A 22,880-nucleotide genomic window follows, 5' to 3' on the forward strand; every position below is an offset into this window, starting at 1 on the left:
TTTATGGCGTGGTTTCTCTATCTGCTCGAATGCTCGGATGGCAGCGTCTATACCGGCATCGCCACCGACGTTCAGGCGCGCTTTCACAAGCACGTGAGCGGCGCGGGCGCGCGCTATACGCGCTCGCGCAAACCGGTGCGCGTGCTGGCATCGTTCGAACTGGCGGACCGTTCCAGCGCTTCACGCGCCGAGTATTGGGTGAAGCGTTTGACGCCTTCGGAAAAGCGCTCGCTCGCGGCAGGCGCGCGGACGCTCGACTCGGTCGTGCCGCTGGCTGCGGTCGCGGCTGCGGTCGCGGCTGAGGTCGCGGCTGAGTCCGAGTCCGCGCCTGGGGTCGCGCCTTAGCCCCCGCCTTAATTCGCGCATGAGCCCGCGCCCGCCGAACAAAGCGGCGCGCCCTAGCCGCGCGCTTCGCGCATGCGCTCGGTAAGAAGCCGCCGCATCAACGCGAGTTCGCCGACCGCGTCGGCTTCCAGCGACGTCAATCGCTCGCGCGCGGGCAACTCGCGCCGCAGCGGCGGAATCGTCCGGTTCAACGCGGCTTCGATATCCGCGCTCACCGCCGCGATCCACGCGCGAAGCTCGCCGTGTTCATCGGGCACAACATGCCGGTTCGCGCTCAGCCGAAACTGCGTCGCCGTGCCCGCCATCTTGCGCAGCACGCTCAGCACCGTCAGCGTGACCGTGTCGACCATCGAATCTTCGAGTTTTTCGAGGCGAATCCGCGCGATCGCCTCCTCGGCGTTATTGCTGCAAAGGCCCGCCGCCCGGCGCAAACGCTCCATGTCCTTCTCGCTTTGACGAGGCGAACCGAGCGCCGCATTCAGATACGCGAGATTCGCGCGCACGGCGTCGCTCAGAAACGCGCGGTAGTCGGTCTTTTCACGCGTTGGCCACAAGCAGAAGGTCGCGAGCAGCGCCAGCACGCAGCCGAGCACATTGTTGCCGAGGCGCGTCACCGCAAACACGAATTCATTCGCGCCCGGCGTCGCGAAGTCGGCCACGAGCACGAACGCCGGCGTGAGGAACAGCACGAACAGGCTATAGCTGACGGGGCGCAGCGCCATGGTCGCCATCACGAGCGGAAAGACGGCGAACGAAATGCCGAGCGGCGAATGAATCGCATAACCAATGGCCGCCGCCAGCACCCCGCCGACGATGCTGCCCGCCGCGCGCTCGATGCTTCGCGGCCACGTCGCGCCAATCGACGGCTGCAGGATCAGCAGCGTCGCCATGGTCGCCCAATAGCCGAACGGCAGCCCCAACGCGCGGATCACGAGGAAGCCCGCGGTCGTCGTCACGCCGACGCGCGCCGCGTGACGCAAGCCGACGGACTGCGCCGAGAGATTGGCCTTCAGCGTCGACCCGACTCGCGCGAGCACCATGGCCGCGCTGTCGCGCCAATGCGACGCAGGCGCGCCCGCTGGCGCGAAGTCCACCAGTTCGAAGTCCGACTTCAGCTTGACGGGCTCCATCAGCGCGGTTTCCAGACGCTGCGCGAGCCGCCGCAAACGCGCGCGCGACCCGGCGAGTTGCGTGGAGCGCGCTTCGTTTGCATCGGCGCCCATGCCGCGCAGTATTTCGCCCATGGACGTCAACAGACGAGCGGCGCGCGCCGCGCGGCCCGCATCGGCGATCATTTTTTCGCTCGCGCCCGTCACCGCGATCAGATACGCGAACAATGCCTCGCCTTCGGTCAGCATGCCGAGCAGCGCGTCGTAGGTTTCGCGGGCGCCGGTTCGCGTCGCGGGCACGCTGGCCAGCGCCTTGCGCGAGCGCTCGAGCGCGGCGCGCGCGTCGGCGCGGAACTGGGCGGCATGCGTGGCCCATTCGCGCGGCGTGCTGCGCTGCTGGAGCAGACGGGCGCTGTCGAACGCAATATCGGCGAGGCGCAGATAAACCGCGCGCAACGACGACCGGCTCGCCCCGAACGGTTGGATGCGCCACACGGTCAGACTGAGCGCCACCGCGAACAGACAGCCGATCAGATAGACGCCGAGAAACGCGAGCCCTTCGCGGACATCGTGCATGGGGCGGTCGACCATCACGACGCAGGCGGTCGCGGCGAGTATCGTCACTTGCGAGGTCGCGGCGCCCCAGATGCGCCCGAAGGCGCCGAGGCTCGTGAAGACGAGCACCGCGAGCGCCGCGACCGCGGTTCCCTCGGCCGAGGCGAACGCGGTGAGCCCGCCGCATAGCGTGGAGAGCAGCGCGAAGCCCATCATCGAGGCGAACCGGGCGCGGTTGGAACCGGCGGCATCCGCGAGACAGGTCCAGAACGCGCCGATCGCGGCCCACGCGAACGTCGGATCGTGCAGCAGATTGCCGAGCGCGAGCATCGCGGTGGACGCGCACGCCGCGCGCACGCCTTCGGAGAGACTCGCCTCGCTCGCCGAGAACGACACCATCCATACCGGCCGCTTGCGATAAATCGTGGTGACGATCGCATACAGCCGATTGGACCAGCGCGGCGCAGAAGACGGCGGGTTGGACTTGCGGTTCGTCATCCGGACGGTGGGCTCCCAAAGCTCGCTCGTTGCAGACTGCGTTGTCGCAGCCAGGCCCGCGCGACAATCCGCCACGGGCCACAAATCATAAGGGTTTACACCTGGTTATAGAAATGGCTTCGGTGCATCGACGGGATGCACTTCGGCTATAGGCCATCTTCGCGAAGGCCGGCGGCCCAATAAAAAACCGCGCGGCTTCTTCAGGCTCGCGCGGTTGTTTGCATGACCGGCTCGATCGGCGAATCGTGCGAATGTTAGTCCCCGAACGGGTTGCCGGTGTCTTTCACTTCGGTATTGAGGTTGTATTGCGCGCGCACGGCCTTGAGCACGCCCTCGATGTCGCGCTCGAAACCGATCGCGTTGCCGAAGTGAGTCATGTTCCAGTTGCAACCCGTCTTGTCAGCCTCTTGCAACTGCGGCCGCGGCACACGAATCCTCACGCCATCCTCGACGATTTCGTGCAGCCGGTGAATTCGCCGGTTGACCTCCTGCTGAAGCTGCGAGGCATTGAGCGTCTTGCGTATCATCCACGTCTCCTTGCGTCAGGTCTCCTTTCGCTTGCTCGGACCAGTCTAGCGCAAGTGGGCGTTGCGCGACCTCGCGCTGAAAAACACGCTCGCACTTCGGGATAGCAGCCGGCCGCCTTGCTGCGAAACGGCCCTGCTTACTGATCAGCTATGCGCGGCAGGCGTCCAGGCGAAGCCGCGGAACTTGCTGTCGACTTCCGTGTGGAACAGGTGATTCGTGTAATTGCTCAGCGTCTTCACGGCTATCGCCAGGATGATTTCGAGCACTGTTTTTTCGGTGTACCCGGCCGCAAGGAAGGCTGCCAGTTCGTCCGACGTGGGATTGCCGCGCGACACCACCATTGTGCGCGTGAAGTCGGCGAGCGCACGCAGCTTCGCGTCCTCGATCGGCGCGTCCGAACGGATCGCTTCCACGGCTTGGGGCGGCGTCTTCGACACGTTGGTTGCAATCATGCTGTGCGCGCTCACGCAATACGTGCACTCGTTAATTCGCGAGATGACCAGAAACACGGCCTCCTGCTCGGCGGATGTCAACGACGATTCCGAACGGAAAAGCCGGTATCCATGCAGGTACGTGTCGAGCAGCGCCGGATAATTTGCCATCGAGGCATACATGTGGGGGATACCGCCTGCCTGCTTGCGAGCGGTTTCGAGCACTTCTTTCGCGCGAGCATCGGACGTGTCAGGGGCAACCAGAGGAAGGCTGAGCGTAGCGGTGTCGTTCATGCGAGTTCCTTGTAAAAGAGGTAGAAGCGCCGTGGTCTTGCGCTCCCCGATAAAACCTGTTTTGTACGATCCGTCCAAAACAGGCAAAAAAAATCAACGCTCCATGGGTTGGAGCACAGTATCGATAAACGGTTTCAATTCCCGGGCTGAAAAGCCGCTCTGAACCATCACACGCAAACCAGAAATGCTGGTGACAACGATGAGAGCCTGTTGCTTCGCGTTCAACTCCGCCCGGATGCAACCGTCTTCCTGTCCTGCCTTGATCAGCGCCTCGAACGTCATGGCCATCTCGCTGAACCCGTTGCGCGTCACCTCGGCCATCTCAGGATGATGCTTGCTCAGCTCGATTGCCGTGTTCACAAGCAAACAGCCTTTTCCGCCGTCGTTTCGCTTTGCCACGTCGAGCAAAAGATGACGAAGCACATCGAGCGCGTTCGACTGGCGAGCTGAACGCAGCAGCGCCGCTGCGCGGTCGCGCGTGTAGCGCTCAATCGCTTCCCGCAGCAGTTCGGCTTTCGAACCGAACGTGTTGTAAAAGGACGATTTGGCAATCCCCATCCGTTCCACCAGTTCTCCGGCCGAAATCGAGCCGTAACCGGACTCCCAGAAAGCACGGGTCGCGCGTTTCACCGCTTCATCCCGGTCGAACTCCATAGGGCGTGCCATAGATTCCTCATCAGCAATTTTGGACCAGTGTACCAAAATCGCCGGATTGCCTGAGACGGCCTCGAAGTCAACGATCAATCTCGACGATGCGCCTCGCCGTGCGCAGCAAATCGGGTTCGACGATATCGGGCTGGGCGCCGATGGCGAGCGGAGCATTGCCCGGTCTTGCGACCAAAGCCGCGCTGTAGCCTGCCGCCAGAGCGCCGAGCGTGTCCCATGTGTGCGCTGCGATCAGACGCAGCCCGGATGGCTGCGCGCTCAAGGTCCGCGCGACGTAGGCATACACCTCTTTCGCAGGTTTGAACTTCGCAACGTCGTCGACGGAGAACGTGTGCTCGAAAAAGTCATGCAGTCCTGCCTGAACGAGCGAAGCCTTGCCGGATTCGCCGGCTGAGTTGGTCAACGTCACCATGCGGAACCCGGCACTCGCCAGCATCTCCAGTGCCTCGGGCACCTCGCGGTGTGGCGGCAATTTCGCCATCGTCGACTTGAACTCCTCGACATCGCCCTCCTTCAGTTCGACCTGCCTAAGCTTCGCGACCATCTTCAACACGGCGACCGCCAACGGGCCGAACCGCGTGTAATTCCCACTCAGCGTCAGCGCCTCGGAATAGAGAATCAATTCGGCAAACCATTGCCGCATCGCTCGTGAATCTCCGAATGCGCGCTCAAAGAACGGGTTGAGAACTTCAATATCGAGCAACGTTTCATTGACGTCGAAAACGAGCGTGCGTCCACGGGCCGTTGTATTCATGACCGCTCCTTCCAGTAGGGTTAAAGAATGAACGGTGGCAGCAATACGCAGTCCAGCAAACGAAGGAATGCGCGCCGGCCATGACAGATTCCTCAGTCAAAACCAGCAGCGAAGCCCGCCGCGCTCATGAAATCAATGGCGAAAAAAAACGCTCCCGAAGGAGCGTTCTGTCAGCAAACTTGCGTTTCCTGATTGCGCGGCTTTACTTCTTGAAGTTCGCCACGCCTTCGCTGATTTCCTTGTGCGCGGCTTCGATGCCCGCCCAACCTTCGACCTTGACCCACTTGCCCTTTTCGAGCGCCTTGTATTGCTCGAAGAAGTGCTTGATCTGGTCTTTCAGGTACGCCGGGACGTCGTCGATCGACTTCAGGTCAGCGGTCATCGGGCAGATCTTGTCGTGCGCGACGGCGATCAGCTTCGCGTCGACGCCCGACTCGTCGGTCATTTGCAGCATGCCGAGCGCGCGGGCGCGGACCACCGAGCCTGCCAGCAGCGGGAACGGCGTGATCACCAGCACGTCGACCGGATCGCCGTCGCCCGACAGCGTTTGCGGAATGAAACCGTAGTTCGCCGGATAGCGCATGCCGGTGCCGATGAAACGGTCGACGACGAGCAGGCCCAGATCCTTGTCGGCTTCGTACTTCACCGGGTCGCTTTGCGCCGGGATTTCGATGATGACGTTGAAATCTTGCGGAAGATCTTTGCCTGCGGGGACGTGATTGAAGCTCATGAGCGCTCTCTGGTCAGGATGGAATTCGGAGCACGGCATGCGGCGCGTGGGCTAGGAGGCTGCCTCGTGAAACTCGCCTCGAACCTTGGCGCTGCGGCCGGACAGTGCGGAATGCGCCATTATAGCCAATCGGCCGATGGCGTCCGCTGGCGGATCGGCGCGATAATCGTCTCGCGTCTCTCGATTGTGCCTCTGCTTTGTGAACACCGCGTCACCGCGTGCGCCTGACCTTTCTTGCGCGCCGGCCGCGCGACAACTCAAGGAGTCTGCATGGAAGAAGCCCGACACTTCATCGGCGGCGAGTGGTCCGCCGCTTCAGGCGGCGAGACGATCGCCGTACTCGATCCCTCGGACGGCCAGCCGTTCACCACCCTCGCGCGCGGCACGGCCGCGGATATCGACGCCGCGGTCCACGCCGCGCGCCGCGCCTTCGAAGGCCCATGGGGCGCGGCGAGCGCGGCCGAACGCGGGCGCCTTCTGTACCGGCTGTCTCTGCTGGTGGCCGCGCGCCAGGAAGAACTCGCGCAACTCGAAGCGCGCGACACCGGCAAGCCGCTCAAACAGGCGCGCGCCGATTCGGCCGCCCTCGTGCGCTATTTCGAGTTCTACGCCGGCGCGGCGGACAAGTTGCACGGCGAGACGCTGCCCTATCAGGCCGGCTACACGGTCATGACGATCCGCGAGCCGCATGGCGTGACCGGCCACATCGTGCCGTGGAATTATCCGATGCAGATTTTCGGCCGCAGCGTGGGCGCCGCGCTCGCCACGGGCAACGCGTGCGTCGTCAAACCGGCCGAGGACGCGTGCCTGTCCGTGTTGCGCGTCGCCGAACTCGCGGCCGAAGCGGGCTTGCCCGCGGGCGCGCTGAATATCGTCACCGGTTATGGGCACGAAGCGGGCGCGGCGCTCGCGCGTCATCCGGGCATCGATCATATTTCGTTCACCGGCTCGCCCGAAACCGGCAAGCTCGTCACGCAAATGGCCGCCGAGAATCATGTGCCGGTCACGCTGGAGCTCGGCGGAAAGTCGCCGCAAATCGTATTCGCCGATGCGGACCTCGACGCCGCGCTGCCCGTGCTCGTGTCGGCGATCGTGCAGAACGCCGGGCAAACCTGTTCGGCGGGCAGCCGCGTGCTGATCGACCGCGCCATTTACGAGCCGCTGCTCGACCGGCTGAGCGGCGCGTTCAACGCGCTGCGCGTCGGCCCGTCGCACGCGGACCTCGATTGCGGCCCGCTCATCAACGCGAAGCAGCAACGGCGCGTGTGGGACTTTCTCTCCGACGCGCAGCACGACGGCATCGCGATGGCCGCGCAGGGCGAAGTGATTCAACAAGCGCCGGAAAGCGGCTTCTATCAGGCGCCCACGCTGTTGCGCGACGTGCCCGCGAGCCACCGTCTCGCGCGCGACGAAGTGTTCGGCCCGGTGCTCGCCGCCATGCCCTTCGCCGATGAAGACGAAGCGCTCGCGCTCGCCAACGGCACGCAATTCGGCTTGGTGGCCGGCATCTGGACGCGTGACGGCGCGCGGCAAATGCGTCTCGCGCGACGTGTGCGCTCAGGCCAGGTGTTCATCAACAACTATGGCGCGGGCGGCGGCGTCGAGTTGCCGTTCGGCGGCGTCAAGCATTCGGGCCACGGAAGAGAGAAAGGCTTCGAGGCGCTGTATGGCTTCACTGTGCTGAAGACCATTGCGATCCGGCACGACTAGTCCGCGCGGCTCGTCGCGTTATCACGTGCAATTCACCACTCACAACTCAAACAGCGGAGACATCATGCGGTTGACAGGTAAAACGGCCATCGTCACGGGTGGCGGCTCGGGTTTCGGCGAAGGCATCGCGAAGACCTACGCGCGCGAAGGCGCGAACGTCGTGGTCAACGATCTGAACGGCGCCGCCGCCGAACGCGTCGCGAGCGAAATCGCGCTGGCGGGCGGCAAGGCGATTGCGGTGGCGGGCAACGTCGCGCAACGCGAGGACTGGCACACGCTGCGCGAGGCGGCGCTCGAAGATTTCGGCAGCGTGCAGATCGTCGTCAACAACGCGGGCACGACGCATCGCAACAAGCCGGTGCTCGAAGTCACGGAAGCCGAGTTCGATCGCGTCTATGCGGTGAACGTAAAGAGCATTTACTGGAGCGTGCAGGAGTTCGTGCCGTATTTTCGCGAGCAAGGCGGCGGCAGTTTTATCAATGTCGCGTCGACCGCCGGCGTGCGGCCGCGTCCCGGACTCGTCTGGTACAACGGCAGCAAGGGCGCGGTGATTATCGCGAGCAAGTCGCTCGCCGTGGAACTCGGGCCGGACCGCATTCGCGTGAATTGCGTGAACCCCGTGATCGGCGAAACGGCGCTGCTGTCGGAGTTCATGGGCGTCGAAGATACGCCTGAAAACCGCAAGCGCTTTCTGGCCGGCATTCCGCTGGGGCGCTTCTCGACGCCGCAGGACATCGCCAACGCCGCGCTGTATCTGGCTTCGGACGAAGCCGAGTTCATCACCGGCGTGTGTCTTGAAGTGGACGGCGGACGCTGCGTGTAGCGCGGGCTCAGTGTTTTCCCCGTGCATTTATTTAATTGACGTACAAGCCGGGCCGCGCGGCTAGAATCGACGCGGCACTTCAATTCCACAAGAAGAGAGGAGACACCATGGCCAGTCCCGCAGATCCGCTCCACCATTCCGGCGCGGGTGCGCCGCCTTCCACTTTCGAAGAGGCGACCTACCGCAAGGTCAACTGGCGGCTCACGCCGCTTCTCATGCTCTGCTACGTGGTCGCGTATCTGGACCGCGTGAACGTCGGCTTCGCCAAACTGCAAATGACGAGCGACCTCGGTTTGAGCGATGCGGTTTATGGCTTTGGCGCGGGCATTTTCTTTGTCGGCTATTTCATCTTCGAGATTCCGAGCAATGTGATCCTGCACAAGGTCGGCGCGCGCGTGTGGATTGCGCGGATCATGGTGTCGTGGGGCGTGCTTTCCATGCTGACCATGTTCGTCACCACGCCGACCATGTTCTACGTGATGCGCTTTCTGCTTGGTCTGGCGGAAGCGGGCTTCTTCCCCGGCATCATTCTGTATCTCACTTACTGGTATCCGTCGCACCGGCGCGGGCGCATGACGACATGGTTCATGACGGCGATCGCGTTGTCGGGCGTGATCGGCGGTCCGGTGTCGGGCTATATTCTGAAGAGTTTCAACGGCGTGAACGGCTGGCACGGCTGGCAGTGGCTGTTTTTGCTTGAAGGGATTCCGTCGGTGATCGTCGGCATTATTGTTTTTCTCGCGCTCGACGACCGCATTTCGAAAGCGAAGTGGCTGACGAAGGAAGAAAAGGAACTGCTGGAGCGCCATGTTTCCGCCGAGGAAGCCACCAAGCACGACATGCCGATCCGCCAGGTGCTGACAAGCGGCCGCGTGCTGATGCTGAGCCTCACCTACTTCTCGTTCGTGATGGGTCTTTACGGCGTGAGTTTCTGGCTGCCGACCATCATCAAGGCGACGGGCGTCACCGACGCTTTCCTGATCGGCCTGCTTTCCGCAATTCCGTTCGCGGCGGCAGTGGTGGCAATGGTTCTGGTTGCGCGAAGCGCGGACCGCTCGCGCGAGCGGCGTTGGCATATTGCGTTGCCGGCGTTCGCGGGGGCTATTGGCCTGGTGCTGTCGGTGGTGTGGGCGCATAGCACCGTGCTGGCAATGGCGTCTCTCACGCTTGCAACAATGGGCATTCTCACCACGTTGCCGCTGTTCTGGAGTTTGCCGACGGCGATTCTCGCGGGGACGGGCGCGGCGGCCGGGATCGCGATGATCAATTCGATTGGGAATCTGGCGGGGTTTTTGAGTCCTTATGCTGTGGGGTGGTTGAAGCAGGCGACCTCGGCGAATGATTCGGGGATGTATATGTTGGCGGCGTTCATGGTTCTCGGCGGTTTGCTGGCGGTTAGCGTGCCGGCGAAGGTGGTTAACAGGTGAGGTGAAGTTTGTTGGTGATGGAATAGCCCTAGGTGCCAGTGGGCTGCTGGGGCTGCTGGGGCTGCAGGTGAAATGGTGAATAAATGACGGCTACTCGCGGCGGTATGAGGTGGTAGTCGGCCATGACCCTCTATTCACGCCCGGCATCGGAAGGACACCCAGGTGTCCTTCTCATTTCATAAGCGCTGATCCAAATTTTCAATAACCGCAGCGTGAATCCCCAATTACATCGAGTGGCAATTTTTTCTTCATTGACGGAAATTTTTACGTGATTTACCTGCTGCGCTCCTTTGGCGAAATGGTGAAGAACCTTGCCGCAAACAGATAAATCGCCGCAGCCCGCAATTGGCACTCCGTGCGTCAACTTTTTCTTTCGTGTCATTCACGGTGGCTGAGCTTGTACTCGGACGGACTCTGAAATAGGCCATTAAAAAACTTAACGAGCGCTACTACACGAATTGCTCCAATGTATGATACGGCCCTGCTGTGGAGCATTGAACTAACTCGGGAGCGAAGATTGAGCGATCAAACAAACCTTGCGGCAATTCTGGAAAAAAATGAGGGTTCGATTCTTAAGGGCTGGGTCGAAGCCCAGTTGGCCAGTAGCGCCCGGCAAGGCGTGATTTCGGAAGCAGAGTCGAAGGAAGCGTCGCGGGTATTTCTTTCGCTTTTCGCGAAGGCAATAAAGAACAACTACGACGAAGGATTGATCGGGGACGTGTGGCAGCCTATCAAGGCGCATCTCATCGCTTTGTCGCGCGAACGCGTGATTCAGGGGTTCTCGCCCGCTGAAACCGCCACTTTCGTTTTTTCGCTGAAACAGCCTTTGTTCGATGCACTGCGTAAAGAACTCGCGAAGGACGCGAACCGTCTTGCCGACGAGATCTGGAAGCTGACGCTGACGCTGGACAAGCTCGGCCTGCTCACCGTCGAGGCCTATCAGCATACGCGTCAGGAGATCATCGAGCGCCAGCAGCAGGAGCTTCTCGACCTCACTACGCCGGTGGTCAGGCTGTGGGATTCCATCGTGGCACTGCCGCTGATTGGCACGCTCGATAGCGAGCGCACGCAGGTGGTGATGGAAAGTCTGCTCGACGCAATTGTCGAAAACGAAGCGGCAATCGCCATTATCGACATTACCGGCGTTCCTACGGTCGATACGCTGGTCGCGCAGCATCTGCTGAAGACCGTCGCCGCCGCGCGTCTGATGGGCGCGGAATGCATCATCAGCGGAATTCGTCCGCAGATTGCGCAAACCATCGTGCACCTCGGCGTGGACCTGGGTGACGTGGTCACGAAAGCCACCTTGGCCGAAGCACTCAAGGTCGCATTGCGGCGAGTTGGCCTGGCGGTCGGTAAGATCGCATCGGCGAAGCAGGAAAACTGAGATGGAGCAGATTCCAGTTCTCAAGCTCGGCGAATTCCTGCTGGTGTCGATTCAGGTCGAGCTGCATGACGAATTGGTGCTGAGTCTGCAGGACGACCTGACGTCACGCATCGAGCGTACTCGCGCGAAGGGCGTCCTGATCGACATCTCCGCGCTCGAAATCGTTGACTCTTTCATTGGCCGCACGCTGGGCCATATTGCAGCGATGGCCCGTGTCATGGACGCAGCCACTGTCCTTGTAGGCATGCGGCCTGCTGTAGCGATTACGCTAGTCGAACTAGGCATGTCGCTTCATGGCATACGAACGGCGCTCGATGTCGATAAGGGAATGGCTTTACTCCGCGCATCGCTGGACGACGCAGGAGAGCCGCCATCGTTAACCTAAGCGAGGTCGTACTGGACATTCGCTCGAACGAGCAGGTCAATCTCGCGCGCAAGACTGTTCAGGATTGGGCCGTGCGATTGGCGTTTGGTACGCTCGAACGTACCAAGTTTGTCACCGCCGCGAGTGAACTGGCGCGTAATACGCTGGTTCACGGCAAGGGCGGCACGCTGACGATTTCGGAAGTCAAGGAAGGCGGCCGCAGCGGTCTCAAGCTTGTATTCGAGGACACCGGGCCTGGCATTCCTGACATTGAACGCGCGCTCGAGGACGGCTTCAGCACAGCCAACAGCATGGGACTTGGACTGGGCGGGGCGCGCCGGCTCGTCAACGAGTTCGAAATTACATCTGCAGTAGGACAGGGCACCAGAGTGAGCATTATCCAATGGAAGCGACGTTGAGCCTGACCGACAAAAGCGGTGTCGCAGATGTGCGTCGGCGAGCGATCCACATGGCGCACGCGCTCGGTTTGTCGGAAAAACGTCAGGCTGACGCGGCGCTCATTGTGACGGAAGCGGCGACCAATATTCTCAAGTACGCCGGCCAGGGCGAGATAACGCTCAAAAGCTATCGCGAAGGTGCGTCGCAAGCTCTGGAAATCATCGCGCTCGATCGTGGGCCCGGAATCGCCAACGTCACGTCCGCCATGACCGATGGCTTCTCTTCCGGCGGCAGTCTCGGCGCGGGTCTTGGCACGATCGAGCGGCATTCCACGCGCTTCGATATTTATTCGGCGACGGGCGCCGGCACTGTATTGCTGGCGCAAATTGCCAATTCGCCGGAAGCGAACCCGGAGCGCTTCCAGCTAGGCGTCAAATCGACGCCAAAGCTGGGACAGGGCATCTGCGGCGACGCATGGGGAGTGCGCTGCGTCGGCGGCAAGCTTTGGGTTACCCTTCTCGACGGCCTGGGTCACGGCCCCATGGCCGCGGACGCGTCCCATCGCGCAGTCGGCGTTTTTCTTCAAGCTGACCCGGGCGACCAGCCCGCGGATGTCCTGCGCCGTGCGCATCAGGAAATCAAGACAACGCGCGGCGCAGTGATGGCAGTGGCCATGTTCGACGCGGATAAAAGCTTGATGTCGTTCGCCGGCGTCGGAAACATTGTAGGGATCGTCACTTCCGGAGACGAGACGCAGCATCTGATTTCGACCGATGGAACCGTCGGCTACAACATGCGCACTGTCCGTCCCAGCGAGGTGCCGTGGACAAAGGGCAGCGTGTTCATTGCCACCACCGACGGCCTCTCGACGCGCTGGAATCTGAGTCGTCACCCAGGTTTGAGTCAACGGCATCCGAGTGTGATCGCCAGCGTTCTGCACCGCGATTTCGCGCGCGACGCCGACGACGCGACGATCGTCGTCGTCAAGGCGTCCTGAGATGCGCCACCGCATTCTCTCGACGCCCATCAGCTCGAACCTGAGCCTCGTGGCCATTCGCGACCGCTCGCGTCAGATCGGTGAGTTGTTCGGACTCGATAACGTCCAGCGGACCCGGTTCATTACTGCGGTGTCGGAGATCGCGCGCAACGCCATCCAGTTTGCGGGCGGCGGAACGTTGACCTTTCTCGTCGGCGACGCCACGGATTCCGACGAGTCGCAGTGCGTCGTCGCGCAGATCAGCGACAACGGTCCGGGGATCGGCAACGTCGAGGAGCTGCTGGGAGATTCACGGGGCCAGCCGCAAGGCGCCGGCGTAGGTATCCCCGGAAGCCGGCGCATGACCGATGGTTTCTTCATTCATTCAGAACCGGGCAACGGAACGACGGTCACGCTGGAGATGCTTCTTCCTCGTGGCACTGTCCGGCTGTCCGGACGTGAGTTGAGCGCGCGCGTAGAACAGCTCACTCAACGTAAGCCGCAGACGCCAGTCGAAGAACTTGAGCAGCAGAATCGCGAGATGATGCTGACACTCGAAGAGTTGCGTCGGAAGAAAGTCGAACTCGAAGACGCCGACGTGCGGAAAAACGAGTTTCTGGCGATGCTGGCGCACGAGCTGCGCAATCCGCTCGCGGCGATTTCGCTCTCGCTCCAGTTGGCGGAGCACAGCGACAAAGACTCGCACGAACGCACCTACGCGGTTATCGGGCGGCAGACTGCGCAACTGTCCCGCATGGTCAATGATTTGCTGGACGTGTCCCGGATCACTCGTGGAAAAGTCGAGTTGCAGACCGAGGTGGTCTCGATCTCCACGCTGATTGACGGCGGAATTGAGACGTCCTTGCCGGAGTTGAACCGGCGCGGCCACAAAGTCGTCGTTAGACGGCCCGAAGAATCGATCTTCGTTCGAGTGGATGTCGCGCGGCTCAAGCAGGTTTTCAGCAATATCATTCACAATGCCGCGCGTTATACGTTGCAGCCCGACACCATCGAAATCCACGCGGAGCGCGTGGGCAATGAGGTACAGGTTTCTGTCATCGACCGGGGCGTGGGCATTGATTCGAGCATGCTACCGCGTGTGTTCGATCTGTTCGCCCAGGCGCCGACTTCGATTGGCCGGCAGGATGCCGGGTTGGGCATAGGATTGACCGTCGTGCAGCGACTTGTGCTGGATCACGATGGCTCAGTGGCCGTGTTCAGCGAGGGTGCGGGCACAGGAACCCGAATCGTGGTGTCGTTGCCGATAGTCGATGAGCACGTGCCCGAAGTGGAGACAGCGGTTCAGTACGTTGCCACCGCGGCGGAACACAAGGTGCTGGTCGTCGACGACAACAAGGATTCGGCGGACGCGCTGGCCGCGCTGCTCGAATTGCACGGTTATGAATGCGCGGTCGCGTACGACGGCGGCAGCGCGCTGGTTTTGAGCGAGACGTTTGTTCCCACGGTTGGTGTCATCGACCTGGGCTTGCCGGACATGCCGGGGTTCGACGTGGCGATTGCATTGCGCAAGAGGCATCAGGCCAGGCCGTTGACACTCGTCGCGCTAAGCGGATATTCAAGCGAAGACTATCGGAGCAATGCCTCTGAAGCCGGATTCGACCACTACTTTGCCAAGCCGCTGCTGATCGGCGACTTTTTGAGTTTTCTGTCGACCGTCGGCACGTGACATAGCGAACGTCCGCTTCGCCCCGCGATAAGCCGCCGAGGGATCGCGCCCTGCCCCACTCACCACGCGCGGCAAACATGGCGAACGCAACAGGCACCGGGCACAGCCCAAAAACAAATGGCCGCAGCACAAACTGCGGCCATCGACTCACTAGCGGCACATCAAGCGAAACTCAAACCTCACACCACATTCATCGCCAACGCACTCTCGCGATAATGCTGGCTCGCTTTCTCCGCATCGCCAAGCTGCTCATGCAGGCGCGCGAGCGCCCGATGCGAGCGGATCTTCAGCGTCTCATTATCAGCAAGCTTCAACGCGCGCTCCAGAAACGATTGCGCCTTGCCCCACAACTGCTGATGCAGACACAACCGACCCAGCGCGAACAGCAGGTCCGCATCGTCCGGACGATCCTTGTGCCACGCCTCGGCCTTCTGGATGAGCGGCAACGCGTCGCCGCCCGTGGTGTCCGGATAGCGGCGCAGCAAGCGCGCGTCCCAGTTCTGCGCGAGCGCTTCTTCGACAATCTTGCGCGCTTCCTGCGGACGGTTCAGCCCGACCAGCAATTCGGCGGCGAGATCGGCGAGACGCGGCGAATGACGCTCCGTCGGCGTGAGCGAATTCCACAGTTCGAGCAGCGCATCGGCGTTATGCCGACGATCCCGCAGCAGATTTTCCGCCGCCAGTTGCCGCAAACGCACCGCCACTGCCGGATGAATCGCCTCGCGCTTTTCCAGCGTCTTGACGAGCTTGAGCACTTCGCCCCAGTTCTTCAATTGCTGCTGCGCGCGCAACATGATCTGCTGCGCGTGAATGCGCCGCGCGCCCTGCGATTGCATTTCGGTGAGCGCGGCGAGCGCGCCGTCGGCGTCGCGGCCGTCGGCGCGCATGTCGGCGGTGGCCATCAAACGCGCGTCCTGCCAGTCGGCCTGATCGATCTGCGCGAGCCATTCGTCGCGCCGCGCGTATTCATGCATGCGATGCGCCGCCGCGGCCGCGATCAAACCGGCCGCGCCCTTGTTGTCGCCATTCGCGAGCGCGTCTTTCGCGGCTTTCTCCGCCCGCGAAAAACGCCCGGCATACAGGTTGCCGATCGCGTCACGCAGCGCGGCGTGCGCCTTCGCGACACGCGAGCGCGCGCGATAGGCGGCCACGCGCTGCGGCATGCGCCAGATATTGCGCACGATGCGCAGCAGCGCATACACCAGAATGAACAGCACCACGAGGCCGACCACGAACAGATTCAGCGAGATGTCGACGCGGTACGGCGGATACACCAGCAGCACCTGTCCCATGTCGAAGCGTCCGACCACCGCGAGCACGACCGCGACGGCGAACAGCAGCGCGAGCCATAAGAGTCCCCGGATCGCCATGATTAACCCCGGCTCCGGTATTGATTGACGGCTTGCAGACTCGTGTTCAGATTCGGCAATTCGACGGCGGCCGAACCGGCATCCACCTGCTTGACGAGATCGATCACGTTCTGCGTTTTCTTCGACGACGCGTCGAAGTAGCGCGCGAGCGCCGTTTGCGCGCCCTGCAGGTCGGATTTCAGCGTGGTCTGATTGCGCGAGAGCAGCGCGAGGCGCGCCGACAGCAAACGCAGCTTCACGTTCTCACGCACGAAGTAGCCTTGATCCGGCGCGACCATCATCGCGTCCGCGTTATCGATGCGGCGCACCTGCACGAGGCTCGTCAACTGCTGGCCGATGCCATTGGTCACTTCGCGCCACCACACTTTCCAGCGCGGCTCGCCGGTGGCCGCCGCCACCTTCTGCGTGTCTTCCCACGTCGCCGCGCGCGGCGTTGCATGCGCGATCGGCGCCTCGCCCGAGAGCGGCAGGCTGTCCACCTGATCGACGGCGTTGTCGAGCTTGATCGCGAGACCGGTGAGGTCCGTGGAAGGCGCGGCCTTCAACTTGTCGATATCTTGCGCGATGGCCTTGCGCACCGCGACCGCCTGCGGGCTGTCCGACGCCGCAAGCCGCGTGTCGGCGCTTTGCAGCGCGAACAGCGCGAGCTGCGTGTTGCCGGTGAGCTGCAACTGCTGGCTCGCTGCCGAAAGCATCTGGCCGACTTCGGCGAGCGTCCAGTCGTCGCGATTGCGCGCGAGGTCCGCGTACTGCTGTTGCAACGCCTGCTGCGCGGCCTGCGCGTCGGCGAGCTTGCCTTCGAGCTGCGCAACCTGCGAATCCGATTGATGCACCGTGGCGAGCGCCTGCTCGGTCTTGATGCGCAGTTCGTTGGTTTGCGTGTCGTTCGCCTGCTGACGTTGCGCGATTTGCTGCTCGGTGCGCTCCAGCTTGCGATTGAGCGCATAGCCGCCCACGCCCGCCGCGCACGCGATGATCACGACGACAAACCACAGCAGCGGTCCGCTCGCGCTGCGGCGCTTTTGCGCTTCGTAGGGCGTGAAGGGTTGGTTCGGCGGCAAGGCGGCAGTCCCGGCCGGCTGGGATGAAGCGTTCGTGGATGCGTTCGTTTCTGTCATGCGTGATTTAGCCGGTGAATGAGCCGGATTGGACGGTACCGGTTGAACTACGGGAGGCAGGGCTTCGAGCAAGGCGTGGGCAATGCGATCGTCGCCCGCGCCGGACACCGTCATCCTATCAAAACCCAATGCCCGCGCGGTCTGCGCGATACGCGGATGCGGCGCGACGAGCGGCGCGTGTTTGAGCTGCGCGAGTTCGTCGGTAGTCAGATGGTCTTGCGCGAGTTCGTGCAGATTGCGCACGCCTTCGGAACTGGTCAGAAGCCATGCGTGCGGTTCGCCCGCGAGCAACGCGTGCACGCGTGCCCACGCGCCGATGGACGGCTCGGGCACGAGGCGCCGGTAAGCGGCGACCGTCTGCACTTCCGCGCCGGCTTCGCGCAGACGCTCGGCGAGCCATTCGCGGCCGCCGTCGCCGCGCACGATCAGCACGCGCTTTCCTTCCAGATTCGCCTCGCCGAATGCGGAGTCGATGGCGGCGAACAGGCCTTCGGAGTCGAAGCGGCCGTTGTCTTCGTCGGCGTCGGATGCGGGGCTGATCACGCGGTGCGCCGGCGCGCTGACGCCGTGACGCGCTAGCGCGCGCACGCTGCCCGGCCCGACCACGCCAACCGGCAACGCATGCGGCCAGATCGCGCCGCTGTGGGCGAAGGCGTGATCGACCGCATTCGGCGACACGAAGACCACCAGCGCGTAGCGTTCGAGCGAGCCGAGCGCGGCGCGCAACGGTGCTTCGTCAGTGACGGGCGCGATGTCGATCAGCGGGAACTCGAGCGTGGCGACGCCCGCGGCGGCGAGGCGCGCGATCAGCTCGCTCGACTGACCGGCCGGTCGCGTAATCACGACCGTGAACGCCGCCTTGCTCGCGGACGACGACGCGCTGCCGGAAATGTCGGCCGCCATCAGTCGCCGGACGCCGCGCTGTCCGCCGCGCCCGGCGCAGCGGGACCGCTCGCCGTGCTGAGCGAGCGAACGATGTCCATCGCGCCTTGCTGTTCGAGCGAGCTGGCCACTTCGCGGCCCAATGCAATCGCGCGCTCGACGCTCGGCGCGGGCGCCGACGCCTTCGCGCTCAGCACGCGCCGGCCGTCCGGCGTCGCCACGATGCCGCGCAAATGAAGCGCGCCGTCATGCCACGTGGCGTATGCGGCGAGCGGCACTTCGCAACTGCCGCCGAGCGCGCGCGACACCATGCGCTCCGCTTCGACAGCCGCCGCCGTATGTTCGTGATGCAGCGGCGCGAGCCATGCCGCCAGGTCCGCGCGATCCGCGCGAATCTCGATGCCGAGCGCGCCCTGCCCCGCGGCGGGCAAACTGTCTTCGGGATCGAGAAGCGCGCGGATACGGTCGCCGAGACCGAGACGCTTCAGGCCCGCGGCCGCGAGAATGATGGCCGCGTAATCGCCGCGATCGAGCTTGGACAGGCGCGTGTCCAGATTGCCGCGCAAGGGCCGCACTTCGAGATGCGGATAGCGCATGCGCAGCATCGCTTCGCGGCGCAGGCTGGAGGTGCCGACCACGGCGCCTTCGGGCAGCGCGGCAAGCGAGTCGTAATCATTGGAGACCAGCGCGTCGCGCGGGTCTTCGCGCTCCATGATCGTGGAGAGCGCAAAGCCGGCCGGCAATTCCATCGGCACGTCTTTCAGCGAGTGCACCGCGAGATCGGCGCGGCCGTCGGCGAGCGCGGCTTCGAGTTCCTTCACGAAGAGCCCCTTGCCGCCCACCTTCGACAGCGTGCGATCGAGAATCTGATCCCCGCGTGTCGTCATTCCGAGGATTTTCACGTCACAAGATGGATATAATTTGTGCAGCGCACACCGCACATGCTCCGCTTGCCACATGGCAAGACGGCTCTCTCGCGAAGCAATCACAAGCGTGTGGGGCGGCGCAGAAAACGTCTCGGTGTTCATTAGCTTGTCGATTGAATGACGGGATGTAATAACAAACAATGTTAGCACGCGCCCCTTGCTTCGCCCTTCGGTTCGGCCGCCTCCTGTCCACTGCGGATAAGGCGCGGATCAAGGCGTGACGGGGCGTTGCGCCAATGCGGTATCGAAGGAGGAGACGGGTCTCGCGTGCCGGGCGGTTTATCGTTGCCGCCTGTTGTGGCACGTTCTTCACGCACGGTCGTTCGCGCATGCATCCGCCGCATGCGCGATGATGCAATGCGGCGCACCCCGCGCCGTATGAGAACAATCGTGCGAACGCGCGGCCATCCTCTCCGGCGTATCGCCATCGGCGCATACGGTTTCACGCAGTTCACGTTGCAGTTCCAAGCGCAGTCCCAAGTGCAGTTCCGCAGTAGCAGTTCATCACTTAACAGACCCTGGCTTCCCCGAGGAAACCCATCGTGACGTCTTCCGGATCGGCGCGCCCTGCCCGCCGCAACACTGCATCGCCTAACGCTTCCACCGCCGACGCCGCCGCGTCTTCCGCTTCTGTCGAAGCAGGCGCCGCCCAGCCCGCCAGGGCCCAACGCGCGACCAGGCCCGCGAAGGCCGTCAAAGCCATCAAGTCGTCCACGACTAACAAGGCGAGCAAGACCACCAAGCCGAACAAGACAAGCAAGGCGGACACCGCGACGCAAGACCCGGCCGCTTCGAAAAAAGCGAAAGCCCAGCGCAAAACGCCGAAGCTTCAGGCCGTGTCCGCGGAAACCGTCGTCGCCACGCCGAAAAGCAGCGGCCGCACGCGCGACGACAAGGACCATCCGCTCTTCCAGGACATCCGCTATCTCGGCCGCCTGCTCGGCGACGTGCTGCGCGAACAGGAAGGCGACGAAGTGTTCGACGTCGTCGAAACGATCCGTCAGACAGCCGTGCGCTTTCGCCGCGAGGACGACAACGCCGCCGCGCAGACGCTCGACAAGAAACTGCGCTCGCTGAGTCCCGAGCAGACCGTGAGCGTGGTGCGCGCGTTCAGCTACTTCTCGCACCTCGCGAATATCGCCGAAGACCGTCACCGCAATCGTCGTCACCGTATTCACGCGCTCGCCGGCTCGGCGGCGCAGCCGGGCACGATCGCCTATGCGCTGGAGCGGCTCGCCGAAGCGGGCAACGCGGCCACGCCGGTGTTGCAGCAGTTTTTCAACGACGCGCTGATCGTGCCGGTGCTTACCGCTCACCCCACGGAAGTGCAGCGCAAGAGCATTCTCGACGCCCAGCACGACGTGGCGCGCCTGCTCGCCGAACGCGATCAGCAACTGACCGAGCGTGAACGCGCACACAACGAAGCAATGCTGCGCGCGCGCGTCACGTCGCTGTGGCAAACGCGCATGCTGCGCGATTCGCGCCTGACCGTCGCCGATGAAATCGAGAACGCGCTGTCGTTCTACCGCGCCACGTTCCTGGAAGAAATCCCCGCGCTCTACGCCGATATCGAAGAAGCGCTCAAGGAACACGGCCTCGACGCGCGCCTGCCGCCTTTCTTCCAGATGGGCAGCTGGATTGGCGGCGACCGCGACGGCAATCCGAACGTCACGGCGCAAACGCTCGAAAACGCGATTGCGCGCCAGGCCGAGGTGATCTTCGAACATTATCTGGAGCAGGTGCACAAGCTCGGCGCGGAGCTTTCCGTGTCGAACCTGCTCGCCGGCGCGAGCGACGAGCTGAAGGCGCTCGCCGAAATTTCGCCCGACCAGTCGCCGCATCGCACGGACGAGCCGTATCGGCGCGCGCTGATCGGCATGTACACGCGGCTCGCGGCGAGCGCGCGGGTGCGTCTCGGCGAAGGCAGCGTGCCGCTGCGCAGCGCGGGCCGTGGCGTGGCGCCGATCCGCGCGAAGCCCTACGACGACGCCGCCGAATTCGTGCGCGATCTGCACGTGCTGATGGATTCGCTCGCCGCGCATCATGGCGGCCCGCTCGCCGCGCCGCGTCTCGCGCCGCTCGCGCGCGCCGCCGAAGTGTTCGGCTTTCACCTCGCGAGCATCGACTTGCGGCAAAGCTCGGACATTCACGAAGCGGTGATCGCCGAACTGCTGAAGCGCGCGGGCGTTCACGCCGATTACGCGGCGCTTTCCGAAAGCGAAAAGCTCGACGTGCTGCTCGCCGAACTCGCGCAGCCGCGTGCGTTGCGCGTGCCCTTCGCCGAGTATTCGGATCTCGTGAAGAGCGAACTCGGCGTATTGGAAGAAGCGCGAGTCACGCGCGAAAAGTTCGGCGCGCGCGCGGTGCGCAACTACATCATTTCGCACACGGAGACGATCAGCGATCTCGTCGAAGTGATGCTGCTGCAAAAGGAAACCGGCCTGCTGCAAGGGCAACTCGGCAATCCGAGCGACCCGGCGCGCGCCGCGCTGATGGTGATCCCGCTCTTCGAGACGATCCCCGACTTGCGCAACGCGCCGCACATCATGCGCGATCTGCTCGCGCTGCCGGGCGTGGACGCGATCATCGAAAACCAGGGCAACGAGCAGGAAGTGATGCTCGGCTATTCGGACAGCAACAAGGACGGCGGCTTCCTCACGTCGAACTGGGAGCTATATCGCGCCGAACTCGCGCTCCTGTCGCTGTTCAACGAACGCGGCATCACGATGCGTCTTTTCCACGGACGCGGCGGCACCGTCGGCCGTGGCGGCGGCCCGACCTATCAGGCGATTCTGTCGCAGCCGCCGGGCACCGTCGACGGTCAGATCCGTTTGACGGAACAAGGCGAAGTGATCGCGAGCAAATTCAGCAACCCGGAAATCGGCCGGCGCAATTTGGAAACGGTGGTGGCCGCAACGCTCGAAGCGTCGCTGCTGCCGCACGGCAATGCGCCCGCCGATTTGCCCGCGTTCGAGGAAACCATGCAGCAGTTGTCCGACGCCGCCATGGCCTCGTACCGCGCATTGGTGTACGAAACGCCTGGTTTCAAGGAGTATTTCTTCGAGTCCACGCCGATCTCGGAGATTGCGGAGCTGAATATCGGCAGCCGTCCGGCGTCGCGCAAATTGCAAGATCCGAAGCAACGCAAGATTGAAGATCTGCGCGCGATTCCGTGGGGCTTTTCGTGGGGCCAATGCCGTCTGCTGCTGACCGGCTGGTACGGCTTCGGCAGCGCGGTCGCCGCGCATCTCGACAGTGCGCCAAGCGACGCCGAACGCGCGCGCCGCCTCGCGCTGCTGAAGAAGATGCACAGGAACTGGCCGTTCTTCTCGACGCTGCTCTCGAACATGGACATGGTGCTCGCGAAGACCGACCTCGCGGTGGCTTCGCGCTACGCGGCGCTCGTGACCGACAAGAAGCTGCGCAAGCACGTGTTCGAGCGGATCGTCGCGGAATGGGAGCGCACGTCGAAGGCGCTGGCGGAAATCAGCGGCAAGAGCGAGCGGCTCTCGGATAATCCGCTGCTCGCGCGTTCGATCAAGAACCGCTTCCCGTATCTCGACCCGCTCAATCACCTGCAGGTGGAATTGCTCAAGCGCTACCGTGCGGGCGACACCAACGCGCGCGTGCGACGCGGGATTCATTTGAGCATCAACGGGATCGCGGCGGGGTTGCGCAATACGGGCTGACAGGCGCGGGATGGCGGCGGCGTTTCAGGCGTCGCCGCCCTCTGATTGAAATAAGGCCGGGCGTGGGTTAGTTGACCGCGTCCGGCTTTGTTTTTTGCCGGAGCGGTTCACGGCGCGTTGGCGGCGCCGGTCGCAACCTGTTCTGAGCTACGTACGGCGGCGAAGCAACGTGTGGCAGGTGTGAAGGCAGATTCAGGATTATCGGTACCGCA

The 22,880-nt window shown here is 63.2% G+C and carries 20 protein-coding genes; 10 read left to right on the forward strand and 10 right to left on the reverse strand.

The features are described 5' to 3' along the window. The first annotated feature begins 3 nt into the window (after positions 1-3). Entirely contained in the window at positions 4-345 is a 342-nt protein-coding gene (locus VOM14_RS16495) for a GIY-YIG nuclease family protein (RefSeq protein WP_327629784.1), read from the forward strand. Between the two features lie 53 nt (positions 346-398). On the opposite strand, the gene VOM14_RS16500 is transcribed toward VOM14_RS16495, so the two are convergent. The 6 genes from VOM14_RS16500 to ppa all read right to left on the reverse strand — a co-directional run bounded on the left by VOM14_RS16500 (position 399) and on the right by ppa (position 5,910). Further along, positions 399-2,507 carry an FUSC family protein gene (locus tag VOM14_RS16500; protein ID WP_327629785.1) on the reverse strand — a complete coding sequence of 703 codons (2,109 nt, stop codon included), beginning with the start codon at positions 2,505-2,507 and terminating at the stop codon, positions 399-401. Positions 2,508-2,761: 254 nt separating this feature from the next. Then, complete coding sequence (locus VOM14_RS16505) at positions 2,762-3,034, reverse strand: hypothetical protein (protein ID WP_327629786.1); 273 nt, start codon at positions 3,032-3,034, stop codon at positions 2,762-2,764. Between the two features lie 144 nt (positions 3,035-3,178). Beyond that, positions 3,179-3,760 (reverse strand): carboxymuconolactone decarboxylase family protein, encoded by a 582-nt coding sequence (locus VOM14_RS16510; protein WP_327629787.1) that lies wholly within the window; start codon positions 3,758-3,760, stop codon positions 3,179-3,181. A 93-nt stretch (positions 3,761-3,853) separates the two neighbouring features. After that, a complete protein-coding gene (locus VOM14_RS16515) occupies positions 3,854-4,504 on the reverse strand; it encodes a TetR/AcrR family transcriptional regulator (RefSeq protein ID WP_327629789.1) in 651 nt (216 codons plus the stop codon). Beyond that, positions 4,494-5,180 (reverse strand): haloacid dehalogenase type II, encoded by a 687-nt coding sequence (locus VOM14_RS16520; protein ID WP_327629790.1) that lies wholly within the window; start codon positions 5,178-5,180, stop codon positions 4,494-4,496. The genes VOM14_RS16515 and VOM14_RS16520 overlap by 11 nt, the downstream gene beginning before the upstream one ends. A gap of 202 nt (positions 5,181-5,382) precedes the next feature. After that, a complete protein-coding gene (gene ppa / locus VOM14_RS16525) occupies positions 5,383-5,910 on the reverse strand; it encodes an inorganic diphosphatase (RefSeq protein ID WP_327629791.1) in 528 nt (175 codons plus the stop codon). A 270-nt stretch (positions 5,911-6,180) separates the two neighbouring features. Between ppa and VOM14_RS16530 the strand changes: the two genes are divergently transcribed. From VOM14_RS16530 to VOM14_RS16540, 3 genes are all read left to right on the forward strand, one after another. Then, entirely contained in the window at positions 6,181-7,620 is a 1,440-nt protein-coding gene (locus tag VOM14_RS16530) for an aldehyde dehydrogenase family protein (RefSeq protein ID WP_327629792.1), read from the forward strand. A gap of 64 nt (positions 7,621-7,684) precedes the next feature. Beyond that, complete coding sequence (locus tag VOM14_RS16535) at positions 7,685-8,443, forward strand: SDR family oxidoreductase (protein WP_327629793.1); 759 nt, start codon at positions 7,685-7,687, stop codon at positions 8,441-8,443. 107 nt (positions 8,444-8,550) lie between these two features. Continuing rightward, a complete protein-coding gene (locus tag VOM14_RS16540) occupies positions 8,551-9,870 on the forward strand; it encodes an MFS transporter (protein WP_327629794.1) in 1,320 nt (439 codons plus the stop codon). A gap of 130 nt (positions 9,871-10,000) precedes the next feature. On the opposite strand, the gene VOM14_RS16545 is transcribed toward VOM14_RS16540, so the two are convergent. Then, on the reverse strand, positions 10,001-10,252 hold the full coding sequence (locus tag VOM14_RS16545; protein ID WP_327629795.1) for a hypothetical protein: 252 nt from the start codon (positions 10,250-10,252) through the stop codon (positions 10,001-10,003). Positions 10,253-10,387: 135 nt separating this feature from the next. Here VOM14_RS16545 and VOM14_RS16550 point away from each other — a divergent pair, with 135 nt between their 5' ends. The 5 genes from VOM14_RS16550 to VOM14_RS16570 all read left to right on the forward strand — a co-directional run bounded on the left by VOM14_RS16550 (position 10,388) and on the right by VOM14_RS16570 (position 14,683). Then, positions 10,388-11,257, forward strand: coding sequence for an STAS domain-containing protein (locus VOM14_RS16550; protein ID WP_327629796.1), 870 nt, complete (start codon positions 10,388-10,390; stop codon positions 11,255-11,257). A gap of 1 nt (position 11,258) precedes the next feature. After that, positions 11,259-11,642, forward strand: a complete 384-nt coding sequence (locus VOM14_RS16555) for an STAS domain-containing protein (protein WP_327629797.1) — start codon at positions 11,259-11,261, stop codon at positions 11,640-11,642. Positions 11,643-11,713: 71 nt separating this feature from the next. Then, entirely contained in the window at positions 11,714-12,040 is a 327-nt protein-coding gene (locus VOM14_RS16560) for an anti-sigma regulatory factor (RefSeq protein WP_442955547.1), read from the forward strand. Continuing rightward, positions 12,037-13,017, forward strand: a complete 981-nt coding sequence (locus VOM14_RS16565; RefSeq protein WP_327629798.1) for a SpoIIE family protein phosphatase — start codon at positions 12,037-12,039, stop codon at positions 13,015-13,017. Before VOM14_RS16560 ends, VOM14_RS16565 begins: the two co-directional genes overlap by 4 nt. Position 13,018: 1 nt before the next feature. Then, positions 13,019-14,683: an ATP-binding response regulator gene (locus VOM14_RS16570; RefSeq protein ID WP_327629799.1), complete on the forward strand. Its 1,665-nt coding sequence runs from the start codon at positions 13,019-13,021 to the stop codon at positions 14,681-14,683. Between the two features lie 179 nt (positions 14,684-14,862). On the opposite strand, the gene VOM14_RS16575 is transcribed toward VOM14_RS16570, so the two are convergent. From VOM14_RS16575 to hemC, 3 genes are read right to left on the reverse strand one after another with little or no spacing between them, the layout of a single operon-like run. Continuing rightward, on the reverse strand, positions 14,863-16,053 hold the full coding sequence (locus VOM14_RS16575; RefSeq protein ID WP_327629800.1) for a heme biosynthesis protein HemY: 1,191 nt from the start codon (positions 16,051-16,053) through the stop codon (positions 14,863-14,865). Positions 16,054-16,055: 2 nt separating this feature from the next. Then, positions 16,056-18,074, reverse strand: a complete 2,019-nt coding sequence (hemDX, locus tag VOM14_RS16580) for a fused uroporphyrinogen-III synthase HemD/membrane protein HemX (RefSeq protein ID WP_327629801.1) — start codon at positions 18,072-18,074, stop codon at positions 16,056-16,058. Next, positions 18,074-19,081: a hydroxymethylbilane synthase gene (hemC, locus tag VOM14_RS16585; protein WP_327629802.1), complete on the reverse strand. Its 1,008-nt coding sequence runs from the start codon at positions 19,079-19,081 to the stop codon at positions 18,074-18,076. The genes hemDX and hemC overlap by 1 nt, the downstream gene beginning before the upstream one ends. 440 nt (positions 19,082-19,521) lie before the next feature. On the opposite strand from hemC, the gene ppc reads away from it, so the two are divergent. Continuing rightward, positions 19,522-22,668 carry a phosphoenolpyruvate carboxylase gene (gene ppc / locus VOM14_RS16590; RefSeq protein ID WP_327629803.1) on the forward strand — a complete coding sequence of 1,049 codons (3,147 nt, stop codon included), beginning with the start codon at positions 19,522-19,524 and terminating at the stop codon, positions 22,666-22,668. Positions 22,669-22,880: the final 212 nt, after the last annotated feature.

Origin of the sequence: Paraburkholderia sp. MPAMCS5 (assembly GCF_036016995.1) — a bacterium.
Taxonomy (GTDB): Bacteria; Pseudomonadota; Gammaproteobacteria; order Burkholderiales; family Burkholderiaceae; genus Paraburkholderia.